The organism is Gorillibacterium massiliense (assembly GCF_000455485.1).
In the GTDB taxonomy this organism is placed as follows: domain Bacteria; phylum Bacillota; class Bacilli; order Paenibacillales; family NBRC-103111; genus Gorillibacterium; species Gorillibacterium massiliense.
On sequence record NZ_CBQR020000103.1, the window covers coordinates 1 to 23,351 of the forward strand.

The following is a 23,351-nucleotide window of genomic DNA, read 5'->3' on the forward strand; positions in this document are numbered from 1 at the left end:
TGCGGCGCCTTGCCGCCTTTGGCGGCATTGGCCGCGCTGGCGGCTGCAGCCGGGCGCTGGCCGCCCTGGCGCTGCTGCGCGCTTTGGGCGGCGCGGTTCTTTCCCTTCTTCTTTCCTTTGGAGGAAGATGGGCCTTTCTTTGCGCCGGCAGATGCGGCACCCGCAGGCTTGCTCGTGCCCGTCCGCTGCGCGTTTGACTTTTGACCTGAGTTCTTTTTCTCAGATGAAACAGCTTCGCGGGCAGGTTTCCCTGTCCGTTGGTTGGTTGGATTCGATTCGATATGCTCAACTTTCTTCAGCTCGTTTGCCTTCAGAACGCTATCGTTCTCGCTATCGGCGGTTTTGCCCAAGTTGGCTTTCCTCGTGGCAGTCAAGCCTTTCCATTGGGTTTTCGCATTCGCCCGCGCTTTAGCGACGATGCGGAGAGCCCAATCTATGCTCTTGATCCCTGACATGATTCTCTCCTCTTGTTCGTTGTCCGCTTGTTTGACTGTTTCGCCTCGCATTCTACCGGGATCGTCTCTTAGCAAACCGATCCTGCGAAGCCGTCAAACCATTAACCCGTACATTATGTATGAACATCTTGTTCGACAAATTTCGACGTGTTTTCAGCGGCAGGTGATCCACAACGGGACTTTGTGGGGGTGTCCATATACCTGGAAAATCCCCCTTAACAAACCTTTAACCACTTTACCACATCCGTCCTTTTTTTATCAACTGGCTAGCTCACACTTCAAACAATTTTTGTGAATTATTGGTATTTACTCAGTATATTCAACAACTGCTCGTACTCATTCCCTGACAAATATTTTTTTATCGTTGCCTTGACCGTCCCTAGCTCCTCCTGGGTGATCCCCCCATCGACAAGGCTCACCAACCGCTGCAGCTCCTCCTCAGGCAGACGAGTCGTGAGCAGCGAAAAAATCGTTTGTTTATCGGCGTTTGAAAGCTCCTGTTTTTCCCGGTAAAAATCTTCCGCCGTCATCACAACGCTACTCGTGCCAGTTGAATTGCTCTCCTCACCTGCACTACCCATCGCCTGCACACGATCCCGGTTTTCCTTGCCCGACACGTCGCCACTTCCCGATTCCAACGAATGGGTTCCACCATAATTTGGCGTATCTATGGTTCCATTCCCACTTTCGGCTGCGCCACTTTTACCGCCGCTTTCTGCACTTGCCTTCTCACCCGAAGGTGCAGATTTATTCGGCTCCTGATTCTCCTTCGTCTGCCCCGCAGAGACGCTCTCCCCCTCCGTCCATTGCTTCCAAAGCTCCGAGAGGGCAGGCGTTTGTCCGGGAAGGGAGTATTGCTTCATCAGATTGTTGATATAGGCATGGACCAGCGTCCAAGAAACGTAAACCGTGATCCCGGAAATGAGAATGGTGCCGATCATCAATTTTCCTAACCATAAAAGCCACTTCGTCATATCATTGCTCCTTTACCGCAGTGCCAGCATTCATCGAATTAAGCCGCTCGCTTCGAGCGCCTCGTTAATCGACTATTCATCCCGCACCTTTTTTTACCAGTATGGTCGAATGAAGGCTCATTTTAACCCTGCGGCTACGGAAAAAGTCGCACTCTGTCAACCTGAGACGTCAATTACATAGCTCAATGCGCCGCGAACAAAAAAAGAAACCCATTGTCTTCAATATAAAGACATGGGCTTCCTTCATCTTCTATTCGATTATGCTTTAGGCGTAAATCGGGCGAACTTGATTGGTTTGTTCCCGATTGCGGCCGACGGAGAAAATCGCGATCGGAATACCGGTCAACTCCGACACCCGGTTCAGGTAACGGCGAGTGTTATCCGGAAGGTCTTCCAGCGATTTCACACCGGAAATATCTTCGCTCCAACCCGGAAATTCTTCGTACACCGGCTCGCACTCGTTCAGCACCTTCAGGCTGGCCGGATAATGCTCGATTACTTCACCCCGGTAGCGGTATGCCGTGCAAATCTTCACCGTTTCCAGCCCTGTCAACACGTCAAGAGAGTTGAGTGAAAGACCGGTGATGCCGCTCACCCGACGGGCGTGGCGGACCACGACACTGTCAAACCAGCCCACGCGGCGCGGGCGGCCCGTTACGGTGCCGTACTCATTTCCGGTTTCCCGGATCAAATCGCCGACTTCGTTATTCAACTCGGTCGGAAATGGGCCATCGCCAACACGGGTCGTGTAGGCTTTCGCCACACCGATGATTTGATGGATCTTCGTCGGGCCAACGCCCGCTCCGATGCAAACTGCTCCAGCAGAAGGATTAGAAGAAGTAACAAAAGGATAGGTGCCGTGGTCGATGTCGAGCATGACGCCTTGGGCTCCTTCAAAAAGCACCCGCTTGCCTTGATCGATATGTTCGTTAAGCTCAACCGACGTATCCGTGACATATTGACGCAGCAAATCGGCATAACCGAGGTACTGGCTGAGGATCTCTTCCACATTGACTTCTTGCCCGCCGTACATGGCGATGAGAGAGTTTTTCTCCTTCACGATGCGGCGCAATTTCTGCTCGAATTGGTCGGCGTCCATCAGGTCGGCGATACGGATCCCGCTGCGGGCGGCTTTGTCCATGTAGCACGGGCCGATGCCTTTGCCGGTGGTGCCGATTTTGTCGGCTCCCTTGCGCTCTTCCTCCAGCTTATCCAGCACCAGGTGATACGGCATGATCACATGAGCCCGGTCGCTGATCCGCAGGTTGGTCGTGCTGAAGCCATTTTCTTTTACATAGTTGATTTCATCGATTAATGCGCCGGGATTAAGAACTGTGCCGTTGCCGATGACACAAACCTTATCCGTATAAAAGATTCCCGATGGAATCATCGTCAGCTTGTACTTGGTTCCTTTGATTAAAATGGTATGGCCTGCGTTGTTACCGCCTTGGTACCGGGCCACCACTTCCGCCGTCTCTGCCAGAAAGTCGGTGATCTTCCCTTTCCCTTCGTCTCCCCACTGGGTTCCGACAACAACTACGGTTGACATGTCTATTCCCCCGTCCGGCGCCTGTTCACGGCACCGCAAGATTACTGCCCCACAATTATGGCGCAGCATAAACAGTTTAGCAGGCTAAAGCTTTGAAGTCAATGCGAAAAACGAACATTATATTTACATTAATTATAATCGTTCGGAATTTGTCCGGACACCCCCTGTTTTCTTCACCTAATCTGACCAAATTACAGTAAATTTTTTCGGCGTAAGAAAGAGTATCGTTTCTGTCTGGAGATAATATGCATCAGGTATTACCCTGATTTTTTATTCAGTGGCCTACTGGCTGCCCAAATGTTATTCTTGATATGTTGGGCACATTTTATTGCGTGGGGGTAAAAATGAATACGTACAAAACCAATCCCGAAATTCGAGCGGCGGCACGGAGTCAACTTACGGGAAAATGGGGAATCGGCGTCCTTGCGATGCTGATTAATATGGCGATTTCCTTGATCATCGGAGCATTTCGAAACGATCTCCTTTCTTTGTTCCTGTCTTTGCTGTTGTCAGGACCGCTCACAGCTGGGCTGTTCTTTGTTTTTCTGAAAATCAAGCGAGGCCGCGAGACCCGCATCCCCGATATGTTTCAGGGTTTCCGCCAATTTGGCCCTACCCTGGGCTTAAGCATCCTGCAAGGCATTTTTGTCTTCTTGTGGACGCTGCTCTTGATCATCCCCGGTATTATCGCCGGTATCTCCTATTCCCTGGCTTACTTCATTTTGTTGGATCAACCGGAGCTGAATCCGTTAGAAGCTTTGCGTCAAAGCAAACAAATGACCAAGGGGCATAAAGGACGCCTTTTTCTTCTTATGCTGAGCTTTATCGGCTGGGCTATACTTTCCACATTGACTTGCGGTATCGGCTATCTCTGGCTTGCTCCCTATGTTTACACCAGCATGGCCAACTTCTACGACGATTTGAAGGAGCAGACAGCAGTACAGGAGGCGCCGCCCGAAAACAGCTTTTTCATCCGCTAACGATGGAGTCTCAGGCACGGCCGTATCCTCTCACAAAAAAAACCGCTTCGATTCCCATCGGAGCGGTTTTTTTCTACCCTTTATTCTTTTACCGCCCCGATCATCACGCCTTGATTGAAATATTTCTGGATGAACGGGTAAACGCACATGATGGGGACCGTAGCTACGATAATGACGGAATACCGCATCAAATTGGCGAGGCGCATCGCGATCTGAGCGGCTTCCCCGCTTCCGAGGCTTGATTGCATCTGATTGGTAATTAAGATGTTCCGCAAGACTAACTGAAGCGGGTATAAATTTTGTTTTTTCAAATAAATCAGGGCATTGAAGTAGGAATTCCATTGGCTGACGGCAATCCATAATCCCAGCACAGCGACGATCGCTTTTGACAGTGGCAGAACAACCCGGATGAAATAGCGTATGTGTCCGCATCCATCAAGCTGAGCGGCCTCCCACAGATCGTTCGGGATGCTCGTTTGAAAGAATGTCCGGGCAACGATGATATTGTAAACCGAAACGGAGAAGGGCACGACCATCACCCAAAAGGTATTGTACAAATGAAGATCCCGGATAGTCATAAAGGTGGGAATCAATCCCCCGTTAAAGAACATGGTGATAATGAAAAATATCGATAATCCATTTCGCCCCACCAGTTCCTTCCTTGACATGGCGTAGGCAGCGGAAATATTGACGATCACACCGATAGCCGTTCCCACTATCGTATAAAAAATCGTGTTGCGGTATCCGGCCCAGATATTGTCATGCCGGAAGAGTTCTTTGTAGCCATCCAGGGTAAACCCTTTTGGCACAAGATTAACTTGGCCGCTTCCGACTGCGGATGGATCGCTGAATGAAGCGATCACGATAAAGTACAGCGGATAAATCAATATGACGAGAAAAATGGCGGCGAACGTATAAACCATAACCTCCATAACGGTATCCGATGAACGATTGTTCCTGACATTAGATGCCTTCCTATTGTCCGAAACTGCGATTGTCCCCATGTCGTTCCCTTCTTTCTACCACAAGCTGTTTTCGCTGAATTTCCTGGAAATCTGATTCACCAGAATCAACAAGATAAAGTTGATGACGGTATTGAACAGATTGATGGCGGAAGAAAAGCTGTACTGACTGCTGAGCATTCCGATTTTATACACGTAAGTGGACAAGACTTCGCTGGACCTGATGTTCAGATCATTCTGCATCAGATACACTTTTTCGAATCCGACCCCAAGCAGCCCGCCCATCCGCAGGATAAGCAAAGTGATGGTCGTCGGCATCAGCATGGGAATATCGATATAGCGAATTTTTTTCCAACGGCTTGCGCCATCCACGGTTGCGGACTCATACAGGCTGGGATCAACAGCTGAAAGGGCGGCGATATAAATAATGCTGTCCCATCCGACATGCTGCCACACATCCGACCAAACATAGATACTGCTGAACAAGGCGGATGAGCCGATCAGACTGGGAGCATCTTTACCAAACAGACTGTACAGATTGCCGATCAGTCCGGTGGTTGGAGAAAGCAAGATCAGCAGGAGGCCAACCATAACCACCGTCGAAATAAAATGAGGCATATAGCTTACGGTTTGAAAAAAACGTTTGAATCGGTTAGGCCTCATTTGATTGACCATCAACGCGAGCATGATCGGAATGGGGAAGGTGGCCAGGCTGTACAGACTGATGAACGTGGTATTCTTGATGGTTGTTGAAAACTGATAGGAGTGAAAAAACTTCTCGAAATACTTGAAGCCAACCCATGGGCTGCCGGTAATCCCTTTGGCCGGAGAGTAATCCTTGAAAGCGATGATGACCCCATACATCGGTTTATAGGCGAATAAAATCGTAAGCAGCACAGCGGGTAACAGCAGCAAATATAATCCCCCGTTTCGCCTAATTCGCCCAAAGGTCAAACCCCGCTTGCTTTGACCAGCTATCATGACACTTCCCTCCGTAATCTCTCATCTCGTGATTTTTCCCTTCACAAAAGAAGCCGCCCCGTGCAACCAGAGCGACATCTTCTGTGAACATGGATTATTTCGCGCTTGTATATCGTTGATAGGCGTCCGTCCGGATCTTGATCAGCTTTTCCAGTCCCATCTCGTTAAGCTTCTTCACATAGGCATCCCAGCCCTCGTCGATTCCGCCTCTGGTGATAAACTGGGCACGCATCATTTCGACATACTTGTTGATATCCGTTGTCAGGGTCGGAAGCTCCTGGAATTCCTCCGCGGTATACATAACGCTTGGAAATGTCGGTTTCACATAATCTCTGCCCAGCTTGTCAAGCTGCAGCTTCAATCCGTCTCCGCTTTTAGTGCTCAATACAATTTTCTTATCAAAATCAGCACTCACATATTTCGGCCCAAAGCTCCGGAGGGATTGATCCCAGTACCAGGCGTCCGCGCTGGTTCCAGTAGGCGGCTCCATCAGAGCGTAGGTTCCGTCGTCATTCTTTTTGATGACGGTTCCGATAGCTCCCCAGAAGTTCTGGATACTGGCTTCGCCTGTATAGAACTGATCAGCCCAACGGGCGACGATTTCCGGGTACTTACATGTTGTGGTGATCATCAGTTCGTTGCGGTTGAGACTCATCCCATTGGAATTACCAACGGTGTATCGCTCGCCATCCGGTCCTGCCAGAGGCGGAATGGTTTCATATTGATCGCCCCACTTGCCGAACACAGCGTCCGGAATCCACTGGTAGGAGAACCCGACAATGGGCGCATCCGGATTTGAGAACTTCGCCGACCGCATCGTGGCGTCTTGCGTAAACATCTCTTTGTCAAGGAGGCCCTCGCTGAACAGTTTATGCTCCCATTTGAGTCCTTCTTTGTAAAAGTCGCTGGTCGGATAATAAACCAGCTTTCCATCCTTAAATACCATGCTGGTACCGGTGAGATCGGCAGTGCCGTAGGGACTGATCAGGTCATCGGTTACTTCAATAAAAGGAATTTCATCCGCTTTGCCGTTTCCGTTCGGGTCCTTTTCCTTAAAGGCTTTAAACACCGTGTAGAGGTCATCCAGCGTATCGGGAACCTTGAGACCCAACTTATCCAACCAGGTTTTGTTGATGACAGGCTGGCGTGCGCTTTTCGGTGATGCGGGCTGTATCGATGGCAAGGAATAGATTTTTCCATCGGGAAAGGTGCTGACTTTTTTCATATCCGGCACATCTTTCATAGCCGCTTTCAGATTTGGCATGTATTTGTCGATGTAATCATCAAGCGGGCGGAAGAAGCTTAAATTATTGACTATATCCGAATCCGTGAATGCGTTGCTGCCCAGGATGACGTCGGGAAGTGTGCCGCTGGCCAACATAATGGATTTTTGCTCGTTCCAGTCGTTCGAGGACATGACCTGCCAATCGATTTTAACGTTAGTGTTCTTCTCAAGGTCTTTCAACCATTGATTCTGGGTAAATGTACTCCCCATGTTCCCCCAGCGCACAGTCAAGATTTTCAAGGTAACTTGATCCTTTACAATAGGCAGCCCGTCTTTATTGAAGCCGCTCACTCCGGACGAAGCCGGTTTGTCCGTCTTATTCTCGTTGCAGCCAACAAGGCTGAGAACCATGATAACTGCTACCAGCATCATCAGCCACTTTTTTGCGGATCGTTTATTTACGATTTTTCCTGCCATTCACAATCCCCCGTTCCAAATAATCAATAAAACTTCAAATGAGTTCGTTTCTCCTTATTTCACTGCCGCTAAGCGCTGGTGATTTCGTCGAGGTCCGCACCCTCCTTTGGTTCAAGGAATCCCTTCATCTGCTTCTCCCTTATCATAATCAATGGCTTCCCTGTATTTCGGACCTATGAAGCCGTTATTCAGACCAATATCCCGCATTCTGAGCACGCCAACTAGCTTCTGTGCTCCCCATGAGTGGGTTCGTTCCGCTCAAGCCGCGATTATGGCGGTATTCGGACTTTTCTATACGTTTTCCGGACTTTGCTAAAAAAGCGTGCCTTTCCGTATTCTCTTTTTTCTTGGAGGTTCTATAATGAGGGTGTCGCGATTTAAGCGCATTCATATCCAAATAGTACAGGAAAGGACTATTTTCAACGATGCATAAACTGTCCCCTGCACGAAAGAGAAACCGATCCTATCCCATCAAACATTCGATCAAGATCATGCTATTGTTCTCGTTTGCTATGCTGCTTCTCGATCTGGTTATCAGTCTCGCCTCTGTTTCCATCGTCAAACAGCAGTCCACGCGCAGTTTACAAGACACGATCAGCCTCTACATGAATCGCATCAATCATGATTTTTCTTACATCAATCACTATATGGGATGGACGCTTGCAAACGATGAGAACTTGGCTAAGATGAACGAATACCCGGAAAACAGCACCGAATTCTTGCAGGCAAACGACTTCCTCTACAAACGGTTCAGCGAACTGCAAAAGAATTACGGACAAGAATACAACTTCTTCTATTATTTAGAAGACAAGCCCTTTTTTCTGAATTGCGCTCCGATGAACATCTCCTATACGGATTTTCTGGAGTTGAAGAACCAAATTGTTTCTCTGATCGAAAACTCGGAGGTCTACGAGAAATACTATTCCCAATGGAAGCCCCTCCTCCTGAATAACAAATACTACATCATCACCATTGTCCCCTACTACAACCGGTACTTGATCAGCCTTATTTCAGCGGATAATCTCATTGCTCCTTTGCGCCAAATTGACCTGGGAGCCAATGGAGAAGCGTCACTGATCAACGAGCAAGGAATCAGCATCTCGACCCCGGCCTTTCACAATGATAAATCACCCCGGAAAAACAAAAACGTCTTTACCCTTATGCAATCCCGCACCACCGTCAGCAGCAAATTTTCCAATGCTACATTCAGTGCGCGAATGGTTATCAAATTTGGCGCCTTCGAAAAGATCATGATTGCCCAGCTTCTTATCGTGCTGTTGTTTTTCATTGTTACCTCTACTTTGTGCATCCTTATGCTGTTCTTTAAAAAACGGGTGCTCGGCCCTATCCAGAGCTTTTCGGACAATTTGGGGCGCATCATATCGGAAGATGAACCCATTAGTTTCAAGAGCAGCAAAATCGTAGAACTGGAACAAGCCAACAAGCAGTTTACGGATTTGGTTGGACAGATTAAAACATTCAAGATCGCTATGTACGAGCAGGAGCTGGAAAAGCAGCGAATTCAGCTTGATTATATGAAGCTGCAGATCAAACCCCATTTTTTCCTGAACTGTCTCACCAGCATTTACAGCATGGCGCAATTGCAGATGTACAAGGAAATTGAGCAGATGACGATATCCACCTCCAACTATTTCCGCTACATTTTTCAGAACAGCCATAACTTTGTCCGTCTGAAGGATGAGGTGGCACATGTTTGCACTTATCTGGATATTCAAAAGTCGCGTTATCTCAACGCCTTCACCTATCGGGTGGAGCTTTCCGAAGATGCCGGCGAAACGTTTCTTCCGCCGCTGCTGCTGCAAACCTTCATCGAAAACTCCGTCAAGTACGCGGTGTCGAGAGATCGGGAAATGCAAATCACCCTCGCTGTTCATAGTGAGAAGCGCGACCTGGAAGACGAGCGGATGGTGATCCTGATCCGGGATAACGGACCGGGATTCCCCCCGGATATCCTGGAGAAGTTAGAAAGTGATGACCCGATCAATCCGACGGGAGGCAGCCGCATCGGCATCATGAACGCCTTGCAGCGCCTGGACCTGCTCTACGGCAAAGAAGCAAGCGTCATATTCTCGAACGATATGAACGGTGGAGCTTGCATTCAAATCACGCTTCCCGTCATCAAACATACGGACGAAGAATGAGGGAAGGGGAACGCTCATGAATGTTTTGCTTGTGGACGACGACTTTTTCGTCATTAAAGCCCTCGAATCGAAGATCAACTGGACTTCTTTGTCCGTCGAATGCGTCTTCTCCTCTTACAATGTTGTTCAGGCACGGGAAATCCTGCTCCAGCATCCCATTCATATTCTGATCTGCGATATCGAGATGCCCCAAGGCAGCGGCCTCGATTTGCTAGCCTGGCTCCGCTCCGAGCATTACAACCTGCAGGCCATTATTCTGACGAATTATGCCGACTTCAACTATGCCCAGAAAGCGATTGAGCTGCAGAGCTTCGATTACTTCTTAAAGCCTATTGAATTCGACAAACTGACGCTGATTATTCAAAAAGCTATAGCGAAAGCAAGAGAGCAGCAGCAAAACGAGCAGGCGATCCGGGAAGGATCCTTGTGGAACAAGAACCGAAAAACCATTCTTGAGGATTTCTGGAACAAGCTTATTCTCGGAAAAGCCTTTCCTTCCAGCCCCTCCTCAAACGCAGCTTTCGTTGTGGAACCAAACCTTCCGTATCAGGCGGACGACCTGTTCCTGCCCGTTCTAGTCAATTTGTTTCCGTATGCGCAAAGCCTGGGGAAGAACGACAAGAGCCTGTACGATTATTCATTCCTGAATGTCATGTACGAGTCGTTTCAGAGCCACCTGTTTTCCATTGAAATCATTACGGAGATAAAAGAATATAATTGGATGCTTATTTTAAAATGGAACGGACCGCCCGAATCGGAGGAAGTCGAGCTGCTTTGCTCCTCTTTTATAAGAAAGGCGAATCAGTTCCTCAAATCCGATGCCTGTTGCTTCCTCTCGGTATCCCGTAAACTTGATCAAATTCGCAAGGCCATTCAAGATTTGCAGCAAAAGAATGACACATTGATCAAACATCGCAACCAGACCCTCCTGCTGGAACATGTTCAGTCCGATGAGACCGTCTACTCTCCGCCGGATATGGTTTTATTGGAGCTGCTGCTCAATCAAGGCAATTATGCGGCTTTCCTTGACGAAACCGGCACCTATCTGAAAACGGTCATGCAGGGGCAAGTATTGGATAAGTCAGTACTCAGCCTGTTCCGTCTGGATATGATTCAATTGGTGTACTCCCATTTGAAAAGCAGGGAAATTCAAGCCCACAAATTATACACGGGAAAAGTCAACGATCAGCTGTTTATGCAATCCCTCAATTCGATTGAAGATTTGCATCATTTCCTCATTTATTTAGTCGACACCGCCGCGAATTCCTTGAAGTTTGCAGAGCAATCCCAATCCGTCATCGATGAAGTCAAACAGTACATCCATTCTCATTATGGCAAGGATTTGTCTCGGACAAGTCTGGCTGAAATCGTATACCTTAACCCAGATTATCTGGCGAGAATTTTCAAAAAGGAAATGGGCATTCCCCTCGGCACCTATATCATTCAAACTCGGATTGCTGCAGCAAAACGACTGCTTGAAACGACGAATCAATCTGTGTACGCTATATCTACAAAAGTAGGTTACTCAAACTACTCTCACTTCTCCAAGCTGTTCAGGCAGGAGGCCGGATGCAGCCCAAATGAATACCGCAAGAAGCAGCACCAACGCCAAGGATGAACTCCCTCTTGATTATTTTAGGTTTATTTTGGTATAATTAACATAATTTGAAGGCCATGATACCAAAAGGTACAACCTCGCAAGCCATTGCAGAGGGGGTGCCTTTTTTTCGTTCATCGTGGCTATTCTCAATCAAGAAGGAGTGGATTCTATGTTTCTCGAAGCCGTCTACCATCGACCGAAGATGAATTGGGCCTATGCGGTAGATACCCACACGCTGCACATCCGTATTCAGACTAAGAAGGGGGACATGCAGCAAGTCAGTCTGTTGCACGGAGACAAGTACATCTGGGAAAAGAGCCATAAAGTGCAGCCTATGGAACACCTTGTCTCAGATGCTCTGTTTGACTATTGGGAAACCGCCGTCGAACTTCCCCTGCGCCGCCTACGGTACGGGTTCAAGCTTGAATCGGAAGGCAAAATCCTCTGGTACACAGAGAAAGGCTTCTTTCATGAGCCGCCATCGGATTCTTGGGGACTTTTTGAATACCCGTTTCTTCACACAAGCGAAATTTTTTCTGCTCCATCCTGGGTTAAAGACGCCGTATTCTATCATATTTTTCCCGAACGGTTTGCAAATGGAGATGCTCTGAACGATCCGGCCGGTGTCGAACAATGGGGCGGCAAACCGTCGAGAAGCAACTTTTTTGGCGGGGATTTGCAGGGGGTTATCGATCATATCGATCATTTGAAGGAATTGGGCATAACCGCGGTCTATTTCACTCCCGTCTTTGAAGCTAAGACGAACCATAAATACGATACCATCGACTATATGAACATCGATCCGCATTTCGGAAGCAACAAGCTCATGAAGGAACTCGTGGATGCTTTTCACAAGAATGGAATCAGGGTCGTGCTGGATGCCGTCTACAATCATTGCGGAAGCGGCTTCAAACCCTTTATGGATGCCCTCGAGAAGGGCAAGAATTCGGCATATGCGGATTGGTTCCATGTTCGGGAATGGCCTCTCTCCGTCAAAGAGGGCGTCCCTACTTATGATACCTTCGCTTTCGAGCCGCACATGCCGAAGTTGAACACGGAGAATCCTGAGGTAAAGAAATACCTTCTGGAGGTTGCCCGCTATTGGGTGGAGGACATCGGAATAGATGGCTGGCGGCTTGATGTAGCCGATGAAATTGACCATGCGTTCTGGCGGGAGTTCCGGCTTACGGTCAAGAAGGCCAATCCCGAGGCTTATATTTTTGGGGAGATCTGGCACGATCCCTTGCCTTGGCTGCAGGGCGACCAGTTCGATGCGGTCATGAACTACCCCTTCACGGATGCGGTCATCAATTTTGTTGCAAAAGGAAAGCTGGATGCCGCCGGTTATGCATCCGATATCGGCCGCCAAATCGCCCTTTATTCCAAAGCTGTAACCGATTCCTCCTTCAACATTCTCGACAGTCATGACACGGCCCGATTATTGTACCGGTGCAAAGAAGACAAGGATATGATGAAGGCGGCTGTCGTTCTTCAGTTCACTTACCCAGGGGTTCCTTGTGTTTTATACGGAGATGAAGTGGGCTTAACCGGCGGAGACGATCCCGATAGCCGGCGCTGTATGATATGGGAGAAAACCGCCCAGGATCTTGATTTGCTGCGTTTTTATCAAAACATCATTCGCTTTCGTAAAGATCATCCTTCCCTTCGTTCCGGCAAGTTCCGATTCTTGTTGGGAAAGGCGGGAAGCCGTACGATAGCCTTTGAACGAGAATTGAACGGAGAACGGGTTGTGGTGGCCGTGAACGCTTCGGATGTTTCCGTAACCGCAACTGTACCACTGGTTGAAGGGGTATGGAGCGATTGGCTGTCTAGCGAAAAGGTTGTTGCAGTCGCCAAGAAAGACTCCAACGCTATCCTCTCTTTACCCGCATACGGGTTTGCCATTCTCATTCGCAAAAATGAGTACTAACGCATGACCTTATTTCCGTAAAAAAAAGTCCCGGCTGAGAACCTTGCGCACGTTCCTTGTGGAACGGCAGATCTCAGACCGGGACTTCCGGCTATTCGGTTCATGGCTCATGCTCCCGCCTGATGGGAGCGATCCAGGCTGACGAACTTGTTATAGTTTTTCAGAAAGGCCAGTTCGACAGTGCCTACCGGGCCGTTCCGCTGCTTGGCGATGATGATTTCAATGATGTTCTTCTTCTCGGATTCTTTGTCATAGTAGTCATCCCGATACAAGAACGCAACGATGTCAGCGTCCTGCTCGATAGAGCCGGATTCCCGCAAGTCGGACATCATTGGACGCTTGTCCTGGCGCTGCTCGACGCCCCGGCTTAACTGGGACAGAGCGATAACCGGAACCTCCAGCTCACGGGCGATCTGCTTCAGCGTTCGGGAGATTTCCGATACTTCCTGCTGCCGGTTCTCACCGGCTTTGCCGCGGCCGGCGATAAGTTGCAGGTAATCAATGAGGATCATGCCGAGGCCACGCTCTTTTTTTAGCCGGCGACATTTAGCCCGAATATCGGCAACGGTAACCGAGGGTGAATCGTCGATATAGATGTTCGCCTCGGACAGTGAGCCGATGGCCATGGTCATCTTCTCCCAATCGTCCGACTCCAGAAATCCTGTCCGCAAGCGGGTAGCGTCAACGTTGGCTTCGGCACAAATCATCCGCTGCACCAGCTGAGCGGCACCCATTTCCAAGCTGAATATGGCGACGGTCTCTTTTTCCCGCACACCGACGTTTTGAGCGATATTCAACGCAAAAGCCGTTTTCCCGACGGAAGGCCGGGCGGCCACGATAATCAAATCCGAGCGCTGAAAGCCGGAGGTCATTTTATCCAAATCGCGGAAGCCCGAGCCGATGCCCGTGGTTCCTCCCTTGTTCTGGTGCAGGAACTCCACTCGCTCGAATACTTCCATCAGCACGTCACGGATGGACACGAACCCGGTGGACGATCTCCGGTTGGAGATCTCCAAAATCCTCTGCTCCGCCTCGCTTAAGAGTCCGCCCACATCGTCCTCGCTAGCGTAGCCATTGCTGACGATTTGGGTGGCCGCGCGAATCAACCGGCGCAGCATGGACTTCTCTTCGACGATTTGGGCGTAATACTCCATGTTCGCCGCAGTCGGTACGGCATTGGCCAGCTCCGTCAAATAGACGACGCCTCCAGCCTCCTCCAGCTGTCCTTTAGACTGCAGCTTCGCCGTCAAGGTGATCAAGTCGATGGGCTCATTGCCCTCCGCAAGAGTGATCATGCCCTCGAAAATAAAACGGTGCTCGTTTTTATAAAAATCGTCGCTGCGCAACCGCTCCATGGCGGTAACCAGCGTTTCCGCATCCAACAGGATCGCGCCTAGCACGGCCTGCTCGGCTTCGACATTTTGCGGGGGGACCCGCGACATTAAAAGTTCGCCTTCCATCATGTCTTACTCCCCTACAATCTCTACCTTGAGCGTTGCCGTCACATCATGATGAAGTTTGATCGGTACATTGATCGTGCCAATGTTGCGAATCGGCTCGTCCCGCAGCATTTTCCGTTTATCGATGACGATCTTGTGCGTTTTCTCCAGCGCTTCAGCGATCTGCTTCGTTGTGATGGAGCCGAACAACCGGCCGCCTTCGCCTGCCTTGTGTTTCATGACCAGCGTCAGTTCCCCGAGACGTTCCCCCAAAGCGACGGCGTTTTCCTTCTCCCGCTCTTTCTTCTTCACTTCCGATTGCTTTTGCAGATCCAGCGTTTTGATGTTGCCATCAGTAGCCGGCTTGGCCAAGTTTTGTTTAAATAGGAAGTTCTGAGCGTAGCCCTCCGACACTTCCTTGACTTCTCCCTTTTTCCCTTGTCCCTTAACATCCTTGAGTAATATCACTTTCATTCCAAAAACCCCTCTTCCTTAATAATATCAGCCAAAATCCGTTTCAGTTCCTGCTCGGCACCCTCAACAGTGCCCTCCCATTGAGTAGCGGCATTGTTCAGATGGCCGCCGCCCTTCATCCGTTCCATAACCACCTGAACGTTCAGTTCGCCGGTTGAGCGAGCGCTGATGCCGATGAGCCCGTCAGGCCGTTCGCTGATGACGAAAGAGGCAGAGATATTCGCCATCGTCAGCAAGGTGTCAGCCGCTTGGGCGATGAGCACTTGGGTATGGGGATTTCCCGGCTCGGCAACTGCTAAAGCGATTTGATCATACAGAATCTCCGTATGTTTAATCATTTCCGCTTTGCTGACATAGGTGCGGAAATCTTCTTTTTGCATCTGTTGGATGAGTGCCATATCTGCCCCATACCGCCGCAAAAACGACGCTGCATCAAAGGTGCGGGAGCCGGTGCGGACGCTGAAGTTTTTCGTATCCATCATCATACCGGCGAGCAGTGCCGTCGATTCGATGCTGTCTAGGGTAAGACGGTCATGAATGTATTGAAGCAGCTCCGTCACCAATTCGCAAGTAGAGGATGCGTAAGGCTCCATGTAAATCAACAGAGCGTCCTGCAAGTAGTCTTCGCTCCGGCGGTGATGATCGACCACCACCACCCGGTGGGTTTGAGACAACAGGCGGCTCTCCGCCACCATTGACGCCTTATGGGTATCCACCACAACAGCCAAGCTGCGAGGTGTAGTCAACTGCAGTGCCTGCTCCGGTGTAACGATCCAACGAGCCAACTTCTCGCTTTCCTTGATCACATCCAGCAGCTTGACGATGGAAGGGCTGGCGGATTCGACGACGATAAAGCCTTCCTTGCCCAGCAGTTGTACCGCCTTAAGCACCCCGATGGCCGCACCAATGGAATCCAGATCAGGAACTTTGTGGCCCATGATGACCACGTTTTCGCTCTCTTTGATCAAATCCCGCAGCGCATGGGCAATGACCCTCGCCCGTACCCGGGTGCGTTTTTCCACCGCGTTGCTCCGTCCGCCGTAAAAAGACGTACGCTGCCCCACTTTTACCGTCACCTGATCGCCGCCCCGGCCAAGAGCCATATCCAAGCTGGTTTGCGCCAGCTGGCCCAATTCCACGAGACTGTCGCCGCCTCCGGCCACCCCGATGCTTAGCGTGAGGGGAACCTTCAGATCCGCCGTCATATCCCGCACCCGGTCCAAAATATCAAACCGGTCCTGCTCTAAAAGCTGCAGCGAGCGGTTGTTCATCATGAGCAAATAGCGTTCGGAGGAAAGCCTCCGTGAATAGAGATTGAACTTGGCCGTCCATTCGTTCAGTTCGCCGACCACTTTTCCCAAGAGAACACTGCGGGTTTGATCGTCCATACCCTGAGACGCTTCGTCCAGGTTGTCCAGAAACACCAAGCCGATGGCGATGCGCTCTTCCTGATACTTTTTGGACAGCTCATTTTTCTCCGTAATATCTTGAAAATAAATCAGCCGTTCCTCTTCCCGAAGCAGAGCCTGATACATTCGGTTCTCGATGCGCAGCTCGACACGGCCATCCTTCTCTTTATCCTTCTTCCGCAGAGTCGGGAAAATTTCGGTGAAGGACTCGCCAATGATTGGTTCCTTCTTTCCCAGCATCGCCGTGATAAAAGGATTGTGCCACTCGATCCGCTTCTCCTCATCATAGAGGAGGATGCCAATGGGCAGTTCGTGCAGTACGTCGTTCCCGGCTTTGCGAATGCGCAAGCTGAGGGTCTCCAAGTAACGGTTCAAGTCCAGCTGAAATGCTTTTTCCGCACGAAACAAGAAGTAAACGAGAACCCCGCAAAGAACAAGACCTGCCACACCCAGCGCCCAATCAAAAACGAACAGCAGCCCGGAAAGGGCGAGGGCCAGCACGAAAGCGCCCATCATATGTCGGCCATGCCAGCGTTTCAACAAAAAATCAGGCATTTCCTTTCGCTCCCCCTACCCTACGAATTGTCAGACATCCGATCCCGCAAAGGGAAAGCCGTGTCCAGCACTCCAAGCACAGTGAACAACAGCGTTGCGTCCCACCACACAAGCAAAAGCGCAAAGGCGATCCAGGGAATCGCAATGTTCCAACGACGCGCGTGAACCATATAAAATAGAAAAGAAAACGCCTGGATGACGAAGAGGAACGTCAACAGCGGGAATAGATTCATGACGACAATATTCAGCGTTGACTGGCCTTCCGGCTTCAACAAGGCCTGCAAAATGAGCAAAACGAGAAAATACCACACCAAGGAGCGCGGCAGCTTCCACGAGCGGATTTTCGGCAGCGCGGGCAGCAGCATGCCTGATTTGCGTGCCACCCAACGGGCAATCACATGGGTGATCCAAGCAAAGTAAGTACTGATGGTGATCAGCACGGAGGGGAATATCAGACGGGCATTCTGGATCCAGGCGTCCGTATTCATACCTTGCCTCATACTGGCAGGTAGATTATTCACCCAGTCATCGGACATTTCCTTCATAAAGCCTAGGGGATCATAATCGAGCAGCTTTGCCAGCCCCAGGATCAGCACCAGCTCTGCCAATATCGTCAATGCTCCGGCTGCAATCGCCAGCGGCGCATGATTTTTGCGTTTATAGACCAAAGCCATGATCCCCGCAGGAATGACTGTAGCTGCGACAACGGTTATCAACCAGAAAGAAGGAAGCAAAACCGCGGCAATGGCAAGGCAAAGGAGGATGGTAATCAGCGACTTTTTCCAGCCGGCGAGCAAAAATAAACACAAGCTCGGTACGAGCAGAACATGCAAAGTCAGGATATTGAGCCCGGGTATAGCGATCGTCGCCACAAGCAAGAGAAAAACGACGCTCCACAGAAGAAGCGTGCGTATGGAGGCAGCCTTGCTGTTCACCTGTCTTCACTCAACTCTCTTTGTCAGACTGTACCCTCCATTATACCATAAGACCCGCTTCGCGTAGTAATGGGGGTTTCACACAAAAAAAGCCGATTCCCCTGTCCTCGTAGACTCAGGGAAACGGCTGATTTTTTCGTTCCGATTACTCGGTGGTGTAAGGCAAGAGTGCGATTTGACGGGCGCGTTTGATGGCGATCGTCAAGGCGCGTTGGTACTTAGCAGACGTACCGGTTACACGGCGGGGCAGAATTTTGCCGCGCTCGCTGATGAACTTACGGAGGGTTTCCGTGTCCTTGTAATCGATATGCTTGATCTTATTAACGGTGAAGTAACAAACCTTCCGGCGCTTGTTGCGTCCGCCTCTGCGTCCGCTGAACTTGCGCTCGCCGCGATCTTCGCTGTTATCACGCTTGTTTAAGCTCATTTCTTTTCAGTCCTTTCCGGTTTCAAAATGGCAAATCATCATCCGATATGTCGATCGGTTTGCCGTCGTCTGCGAAGGGATCTTGATTCCGGTTTCCTCCGCCGCCATACCGGTTGCCTGCCGCTTCTTCCCGGCCTCCACCCGCTCCGCCTTCGCGATTTGCGGATTCCAGGAAACGCACATTATCGGCAATTACTTCGGTCACGTATACTTTACGGCCTTCGTTATTGTCGTAATTGCGAATCTGAATCCGTCCTTCAACGGCTGCCAGACGACCCTTGCGCAAATAATTTGCACAGGTTTCCGCCAATTGGCGCCAGGTCACGACGGGGATGAAATCGGCTTCCCGCTCTTTGTTCTGATTGGAAAAAGGGCGGTCTACCGCGAGGGTAAACTGGGTTACGGCAACACCGGCCGGGGTATAACGGAGCTCCGGATCACGGGTTAACCTTCCGATTAAAATCACGCGATTTAACATCTGGTTTTCCTCCCAACAGCTTTCGTTAGACGGCTAAAAACGGGGCGATACAAAGCTCTGTCTTACGCTACGTCGTTCGTGATCAGGTAACGAATGATTTCATCCGAAATCTTCATTACGCGCTCAAGTTCTGCAACAACAGCTGGTTCAGCGTTGAAGTTGACGAGTACGAAAACACCGTCACGGAACTTGTTGATCTCATACGCGAGACGTTTCTTGCCCAAGACTTCACTCTTCGTAACTTCGCCGCCGTTTACGATGATGTTTTGAAACTTTTCGACTGCAGCTTTCACTGCGTCTTCATCGGCATCCGGACGAATAATGTACATCACTTCGTACTTGCGCATTGATCTATTCACCTCCTTATGGACTTAAACGGCTCCCTCCGGTATAGAAGGAGCAAGGAGCGAGACATTCTTATGAAAACTCGCACCCAAATACTATACCAAATGAGAGACAGGAAAACAAGTAAAGGATTATGCGCGCTCGTTTCTCAGGTGAAACTTTCCATGGATAAGTGATTATCGTTGCACACACGCTATGGAAAAATGGAGGTGAAATCATGGGTGAGCGCACGGAATTCAAGCCGGGTGATGAAGCGCCTAACAACGGGGTGTATATAGAAATCGGGGAAAGAGATCATACGATGGGGATAAACGACCCCGCGCAGATTCATATGGAAAAGGGCCAGAAGTTCCCCGAAACTTCCAATCACAACCGCAAATGGACCCGTATGCATAAGGGCATCAAACGCAACGGGTAAAGGCTCGGTATATAAAAGGGAAGCGGCAATGTTCATCGCTTCCCTTTTGTGCATAGTTGGTATTAGTCAGTTGGCAGGGTTACATCAATATGAGTGCCTATGCCTTTTTGCGAAACAACGGATAACCGGCCGCCGTGATTCTGGATAATCCGGTAGCAAACGGGCAGCCCCAAGCCTAGTCCGTTCTCTTTTGTGCTAAAAAACGGGTCAAGCACCTGCGCCAATTCCTCCTCCGTCATTCCGATTCCGTTGTCGCTGATACCAATATGGAGACAATTCTCCGAGCTTTTGAGCGTAACCTCCACCACACCGCCTTCCGGCATGGCATCGATGGCATTTTGCACAAGGTTCATCAAGACCTGCTTCATTTGCGTTGGATCAATGGAGGCTTGAATGGGGGCTTCCGGATAGTCCTGATGGATGACTGTATTTTTAAGGATCGCTTGGCTTTTCATTAAAAACATCGTATTGTGCAAAATTTCCTGCAGCACGCATATTTTTCGGTCCGGTGAACCCGGTTTCGCCATCACGACAAAATCCGAGATCAATCGGCTCACGCTTTGCAGTTCGTTATACATGATGTTCAAATACTGTTCCTCCGGCTCACCTTTGCCAATGCCCTTCTGAATCAGCAGCTTATTGAAACCTAGAACGGCAGTGAGCGGGTTTCGAATCTCATGAGCGAGACCCGCCGCCATTTTGCCGATAGCGGAATATTTTTCGGAATTGATTGTCTGCTGCACGAACAGCTTGCGCTCCGTAATATCGCGAAACTGAACGAAGGCTCCAGTCAGCTCTTGCTCCTCATTGTGGAGGGGCATGGCATCTAAAAGGCAGACCATCTGCTTGGCCAAGGAATGATTGAAGGTTAGTTCCAAGTCCTCAATTATGGTTCCCGCCTCCAACACCTCTTTGACGTAGCCTCCGAATAGCTCATAATCAAATACGGATTGGCCGATGGCATCAGCTCGTTTACATCCCATTATTTGCTCGACAAGGTCATTACACTCGACCACAAAACCTTCTGCATCTGTCAATATCACACCGCTGTGGACCAAATACCGGTTCACAACGGACTGATTGCGATTGTTATGCTGCACCAACAGCTCCCGTTCCATTGAATCGATCATCGTCTCTAAAAGTGCTAGCTGAAACCGGCTGTGATCCTCCAGCCTATTCATCATAAGCACGGCGCCTTCCAGTTGATAAGCTTCCCCAAAGGAAAACGGTACGCTATAAAAGGCAAAATCATATAGGGCATGATGATAATGCTGCTTCCCTACCACTTCGATTGGTTTCTTCAATAGTTGAGCCAAATAAACCGCGTTCGTCCCCATCGACTCTTCCGTCATTTGGACGCCTTCGCGAATGCCCAGTTTTCTCATGACATGATTGATTTCTGGATGTCCAAAGATCTCAAGCACATAGCCATCCTGGTTAACAAGAGCGAGAAGCAACGGCGTATCCTGCAGCCGGTAGAGCAGTTTTAAACCGATTAAATGAATAACGGAGAGCACATCCGCGTAGCGTAGAAGCTCCTCCTTCATCTCCTCTGTCCGTAATGTTTTGATCGGTTGCGGAATCGTTCGCGGATCCTTACCCGCCAGCACGCACCGCTCCCACGACTGGTCGATGTAATACGTCACAAAGCATCCCCTCTGTCGCTCTAATCTATGGCTATATAGCTTCTACACCCATATTTTGAATCCTTCTTCCGTAAGTAACGGATTCCAGCCGATTCACGAAATCTTTTTTGTGCTATCGATGCCGAGCATATGCTTATGTGGATCTCTACGAGATCCTCTAACTCCGACGAACCCTTGTGGGTTCTCATCTGCCCAACAAAAAAACCGCCCTTTGGCGGTTTATTTCGTATGTATGGCGGAGAGGGTGGGATTCGAACCCACGCACGCTTTGACACGCCTAGCTGATTTCGAGTCAGCCCCCTTGGGCCTCTTGGGTACCTCTCCAATTTGCCGCTAATGCGGACAAATGGTATTGTACCACATCGTGGAGACCGTACGCAACGGAAATTTTATGGGAAGACCTCCACCCATAAGAACCCATTCACACAATGATCCATCCGCTCCTTTCTCCCTCAAACCTCTGGGTCTTCCCCCAGTTTCTTCTCTTGAACTGCAGGATTGGAACGAAGCACCTTTTTCAATTTGCTCTCGAACTTTGCCCGGGGCACAAGAACGCTGTGCTTACAGCCGACGCAACGGATCCGGATATCCATTCCCATACGGATGATCTCCATCTCATTCGTTCCGCAAGGATGCGGTTTTTTCATTTGCACCACATCGCCTAATGCATACACCTTTGGTTCCACCCGTCATCACCCTTTCTCGTTCGGCGAATAATTAACAGCCTTAAGCGGAGGAATGCGCAAATCTTTGTCTGCCATCCGCGTTTTCAGTTCCTCGTTCAACCCACGAATCACGTCCCCTTGGCTATTGGGCTGACATTCCATCACCACTCGCAAACCTACCGTCGATTCGCCCAGGGTCTGAATACCCTGTAAAACCGGCTCACTCACCACATTCTCATTCTCCGTATGAAGCTTCTGCAAAATCGAGCGCATTTCCTGCATCGCGATCTCAATCTCTCCATCAACCGAGAACGAATAATCCACTACCGCAAGGGAGTTGTTTACGGAGAAATTCGTTACTGTCTGAATCTGGCTATTCGGAATGATAAACATCTCGCCTGTCCATGCACGGATGGTCGTGATCCGCAGCCCGATCGTCTCCACCGTTCCCTTATATGCTCCGGTCTGGATCACATCTCCAACGGCAAACTGATCCTCGAAAATAATGAAAAACCCTGTAATCACATCTTTCACAATACTTTGGGCTCCGAACCCTATAGCAAGACCGATGACGCCGGCACCCGCAATAAGCGGCCCCAGATCGAAGTTGAACTGGCTCAGAATCAACATAATGGCAATAAAATTAACGCAATACGTCACCACATTCTCAATTAGCAAGCCAATGGTTCGCGACCTTCTTGGGTCAAATCGCAGCGGATTCCGCTTCCGATCATTCATCACTCTTCTTAGTGCCGCTTTAGCCACCTTGTTGACGATTTTGGCCAAAAGCAAAATGAGCAGTACTTTCACGACAACATAGAGCCATGCGCTCCAATGATCCGGATCCGTAAAATAGTCCGTCGCTTTCGTAAAAAAGCCTTTCGCGTCGCCGGTCGGAAGCAAATCCGACACCAGAGTAAAGGCCCATCCCTTCATCCTGCTTCTCTCCTTCTCGAAAAAATTTCAATGCACCCGATGATCCTCAATTGTAACCCATCGTTTTTTCCCGGTTATTGCACAACTTCGTAAGCCGATCCGTTATAAGTAAAAATGCCTCTTATGGCCACTTTTTCCTCCCGAAACAAAGCTTGTACCTTCTCCAGGTCCCCCTCCGGGAATTCAATGGACAACGCACAACCCGCCGTAATCTCTCTCGGCGTCGGCCGCGTATCCGACTCCACTTCCGCGTAATCCAGCAGCATTTCAGCCCTCAGCGCCTGCTGGGTGGAATCGAACGCGATCAGGTATTTCGCCTGCGTCACAGC

22 protein-coding genes and 1 tRNA gene are annotated in these 23,351 nt (G+C 49.7%); 5 read left to right on the forward strand and 18 right to left on the reverse strand.

Going from position 1 to position 23,351, the window contains the following annotated elements:
- The 3 genes from TJ79_RS14675 to TJ79_RS14685 all read right to left on the reverse strand — a co-directional run.
- Positions 1-455 (reverse strand): hypothetical protein (locus tag TJ79_RS14675; RefSeq protein ID WP_155987902.1); only part of this gene is annotated, 455 nt, incomplete at its 3' end.
- 296 nt (positions 456-751) lie between these two features.
- Positions 752-1,429 (reverse strand): hypothetical protein, encoded by a 678-nt coding sequence (locus TJ79_RS26025; protein WP_052339608.1) that lies wholly within the window; start codon positions 1,427-1,429, stop codon positions 752-754.
- Between the two features lie 265 nt (positions 1,430-1,694).
- Positions 1,695-2,978, reverse strand: a complete 1,284-nt coding sequence (locus TJ79_RS14685; protein ID WP_040951090.1) for an adenylosuccinate synthase — start codon at positions 2,976-2,978, stop codon at positions 1,695-1,697.
- Positions 2,979-3,322: 344 nt separating this feature from the next.
- On the opposite strand from TJ79_RS14685, the gene TJ79_RS14690 reads away from it, so the two are divergent.
- Positions 3,323-3,958, forward strand: coding sequence for a DUF975 family protein (locus TJ79_RS14690; RefSeq protein WP_040951091.1), 636 nt, complete (start codon positions 3,323-3,325; stop codon positions 3,956-3,958).
- Between the two features lie 80 nt (positions 3,959-4,038).
- On the opposite strand, the gene TJ79_RS14695 is transcribed toward TJ79_RS14690, so the two are convergent.
- The 3 genes from TJ79_RS14695 to TJ79_RS14705 all read right to left on the reverse strand — a co-directional run bounded on the left by TJ79_RS14695 (position 4,039) and on the right by TJ79_RS14705 (position 7,603).
- On the reverse strand, positions 4,039-4,962 hold the full coding sequence (locus TJ79_RS14695) for a carbohydrate ABC transporter permease (protein ID WP_040951092.1): 924 nt from the start codon (positions 4,960-4,962) through the stop codon (positions 4,039-4,041).
- A gap of 15 nt (positions 4,963-4,977) precedes the next feature.
- Positions 4,978-5,901 carry an ABC transporter permease gene (locus TJ79_RS14700; protein ID WP_040951093.1) on the reverse strand — a complete coding sequence of 308 codons (924 nt, stop codon included), beginning with the start codon at positions 5,899-5,901 and terminating at the stop codon, positions 4,978-4,980.
- Positions 5,902-5,995: 94 nt separating this feature from the next.
- A complete protein-coding gene (locus TJ79_RS14705) occupies positions 5,996-7,603 on the reverse strand; it encodes an extracellular solute-binding protein (RefSeq protein WP_052339609.1) in 1,608 nt (535 codons plus the stop codon).
- 512 nt (positions 7,604-8,115) lie between these two features.
- On the opposite strand from TJ79_RS14705, the gene TJ79_RS14710 reads away from it, so the two are divergent.
- From TJ79_RS14710 to TJ79_RS14720, 3 genes are all read left to right on the forward strand, one after another.
- Positions 8,116-9,765: a sensor histidine kinase gene (locus TJ79_RS14710; protein WP_238323017.1), complete on the forward strand. Its 1,650-nt coding sequence runs from the start codon at positions 8,116-8,118 to the stop codon at positions 9,763-9,765.
- A gap of 16 nt (positions 9,766-9,781) precedes the next feature.
- Positions 9,782-11,383, forward strand: coding sequence for a response regulator transcription factor (locus TJ79_RS14715; RefSeq protein ID WP_040951095.1), 1,602 nt, complete (start codon positions 9,782-9,784; stop codon positions 11,381-11,383).
- A gap of 118 nt (positions 11,384-11,501) precedes the next feature.
- Positions 11,502-13,295 carry an alpha-glycosidase gene (locus TJ79_RS14720; RefSeq protein ID WP_337588947.1) on the forward strand — a complete coding sequence of 598 codons (1,794 nt, stop codon included), beginning with the start codon at positions 11,502-11,504 and terminating at the stop codon, positions 13,293-13,295.
- Positions 13,296-13,402: 107 nt separating this feature from the next.
- Here the strand turns inward: TJ79_RS14720 and dnaB are convergent, their stop codons facing one another.
- From dnaB to rpsF, 7 genes are all read right to left on the reverse strand, one after another.
- The gene (gene dnaB / locus TJ79_RS14725; protein ID WP_420319393.1) at positions 13,403-14,758 is read right to left on the reverse strand and encodes a replicative DNA helicase; all 1,356 of its coding nucleotides are present in this window, start codon (positions 14,756-14,758) and stop codon (positions 13,403-13,405) included.
- Positions 14,759-14,761: 3 nt separating this feature from the next.
- Positions 14,762-15,208 carry a 50S ribosomal protein L9 gene (gene rplI, locus TJ79_RS14730; protein ID WP_040951097.1) on the reverse strand — a complete coding sequence of 149 codons (447 nt, stop codon included), beginning with the start codon at positions 15,206-15,208 and terminating at the stop codon, positions 14,762-14,764.
- A complete protein-coding gene (locus TJ79_RS14735) occupies positions 15,205-17,172 on the reverse strand; it encodes a DHH family phosphoesterase (protein WP_040951098.1) in 1,968 nt (655 codons plus the stop codon). The genes rplI and TJ79_RS14735 overlap by 4 nt, the downstream gene beginning before the upstream one ends.
- Before the next feature lie 20 nt (positions 17,173-17,192).
- Positions 17,193-18,107 (reverse strand): DUF2232 domain-containing protein, encoded by a 915-nt coding sequence (locus TJ79_RS26030; protein WP_052339610.1) that lies wholly within the window; start codon positions 18,105-18,107, stop codon positions 17,193-17,195.
- Positions 18,108-18,252: 145 nt separating this feature from the next.
- Entirely contained in the window at positions 18,253-18,534 is a 282-nt protein-coding gene (gene rpsR, locus TJ79_RS14745; protein WP_040951099.1) for a 30S ribosomal protein S18, read from the reverse strand.
- A gap of 22 nt (positions 18,535-18,556) precedes the next feature.
- Entirely contained in the window at positions 18,557-19,012 is a 456-nt protein-coding gene (ssb, locus tag TJ79_RS14750; protein WP_040951100.1) for a single-stranded DNA-binding protein, read from the reverse strand.
- Positions 19,013-19,074: 62 nt separating this feature from the next.
- Entirely contained in the window at positions 19,075-19,359 is a 285-nt protein-coding gene (rpsF, locus tag TJ79_RS14755) for a 30S ribosomal protein S6 (protein ID WP_040951101.1), read from the reverse strand.
- Between the two features lie 215 nt (positions 19,360-19,574).
- Here rpsF and TJ79_RS14760 point away from each other — a divergent pair, with 215 nt between their 5' ends.
- Complete coding sequence (locus TJ79_RS14760; protein WP_040951102.1) at positions 19,575-19,775, forward strand: YjzC family protein; 201 nt, start codon at positions 19,575-19,577, stop codon at positions 19,773-19,775.
- Positions 19,776-19,837: 62 nt separating this feature from the next.
- Here TJ79_RS14760 and TJ79_RS14765 read toward each other — a convergent pair whose 3' ends face one another.
- From TJ79_RS14765 to TJ79_RS28180, 5 genes are all read right to left on the reverse strand, one after another.
- Positions 19,838-21,421, reverse strand: coding sequence for an ATP-binding protein (locus tag TJ79_RS14765; RefSeq protein WP_040951103.1), 1,584 nt, complete (start codon positions 21,419-21,421; stop codon positions 19,838-19,840).
- Between the two features lie 233 nt (positions 21,422-21,654).
- Positions 21,655-21,745 (reverse strand) — tRNA-Ser (locus TJ79_RS14770).
- A gap of 128 nt (positions 21,746-21,873) precedes the next feature.
- Positions 21,874-22,107, reverse strand: a complete 234-nt coding sequence (locus TJ79_RS14775) for a DUF951 domain-containing protein (RefSeq protein ID WP_040951104.1) — start codon at positions 22,105-22,107, stop codon at positions 21,874-21,876.
- 6 nt (positions 22,108-22,113) lie between these two features.
- Entirely contained in the window at positions 22,114-23,022 is a 909-nt protein-coding gene (locus TJ79_RS14780) for a mechanosensitive ion channel family protein (RefSeq protein WP_052339611.1), read from the reverse strand.
- 74 nt (positions 23,023-23,096) lie between these two features.
- Positions 23,097-23,348: a putative Se/S carrier protein gene (locus TJ79_RS28180; RefSeq protein ID WP_272944751.1), complete on the reverse strand. Its 252-nt coding sequence runs from the start codon at positions 23,346-23,348 to the stop codon at positions 23,097-23,099.
- Positions 23,349-23,351: the final 3 nt, after the last annotated feature.

Coding starts and splice junctions, on each gene's coding strand:
- TJ79_RS14710 (WP_238323017.1), top strand. CDS start 8,116: ATGCTGCTTCTCGATCTGGTTATCAGTCTCGCCTCTGTTTCCATCGTC.
- TJ79_RS14700 (WP_040951093.1), bottom strand. CDS start 5,901: ATGATAGCTGGTCAAAGCAAGCGGGGTTTGACCTTTGGGCGAATTAGG.
- TJ79_RS14715 (WP_040951095.1), top strand. CDS start 9,782: ATGAATGTTTTGCTTGTGGACGACGACTTTTTCGTCATTAAAGCCCTC.
- TJ79_RS26025 (WP_052339608.1), bottom strand. CDS start 1,429: ATGACGAAGTGGCTTTTATGGTTAGGAAAATTGATGATCGGCACCATT.
- TJ79_RS14685 (WP_040951090.1), bottom strand. CDS start 2,978: ATGTCAACCGTAGTTGTTGTCGGAACCCAGTGGGGAGACGAAGGGAAA.
- TJ79_RS14695 (WP_040951092.1), bottom strand. CDS start 4,962: ATGGGGACAATCGCAGTTTCGGACAATAGGAAGGCATCTAATGTCAGG.
- TJ79_RS14780 (WP_052339611.1), bottom strand. CDS start 23,022: ATGAAGGGATGGGCCTTTACTCTGGTGTCGGATTTGCTTCCGACCGGC.
- TJ79_RS14690 (WP_040951091.1), top strand. CDS start 3,323: ATGAATACGTACAAAACCAATCCCGAAATTCGAGCGGCGGCACGGAGT.
- TJ79_RS14705 (WP_052339609.1), bottom strand. CDS start 7,603: ATGGCAGGAAAAATCGTAAATAAACGATCCGCAAAAAAGTGGCTGATG.
- TJ79_RS14735 (WP_040951098.1), bottom strand. CDS start 17,172: ATGCCTGATTTTTTGTTGAAACGCTGGCATGGCCGACATATGATGGGC.
- dnaB (WP_420319393.1), bottom strand. CDS start 14,758: ATGATGGAAGGCGAACTTTTAATGTCGCGGGTCCCCCCGCAAAATGTC.
- ssb (WP_040951100.1), bottom strand. CDS start 19,012: ATGTTAAATCGCGTGATTTTAATCGGAAGGTTAACCCGTGATCCGGAG.
- TJ79_RS14760 (WP_040951102.1), top strand. CDS start 19,575: ATGGGTGAGCGCACGGAATTCAAGCCGGGTGATGAAGCGCCTAACAAC.
- rpsR (WP_040951099.1), bottom strand. CDS start 18,534: ATGAGCTTAAACAAGCGTGATAACAGCGAAGATCGCGGCGAGCGCAAG.
- rplI (WP_040951097.1), bottom strand. CDS start 15,208: ATGAAAGTGATATTACTCAAGGATGTTAAGGGACAAGGGAAAAAGGGA.
- rpsF (WP_040951101.1), bottom strand. CDS start 19,359: ATGCGCAAGTACGAAGTGATGTACATTATTCGTCCGGATGCCGATGAA.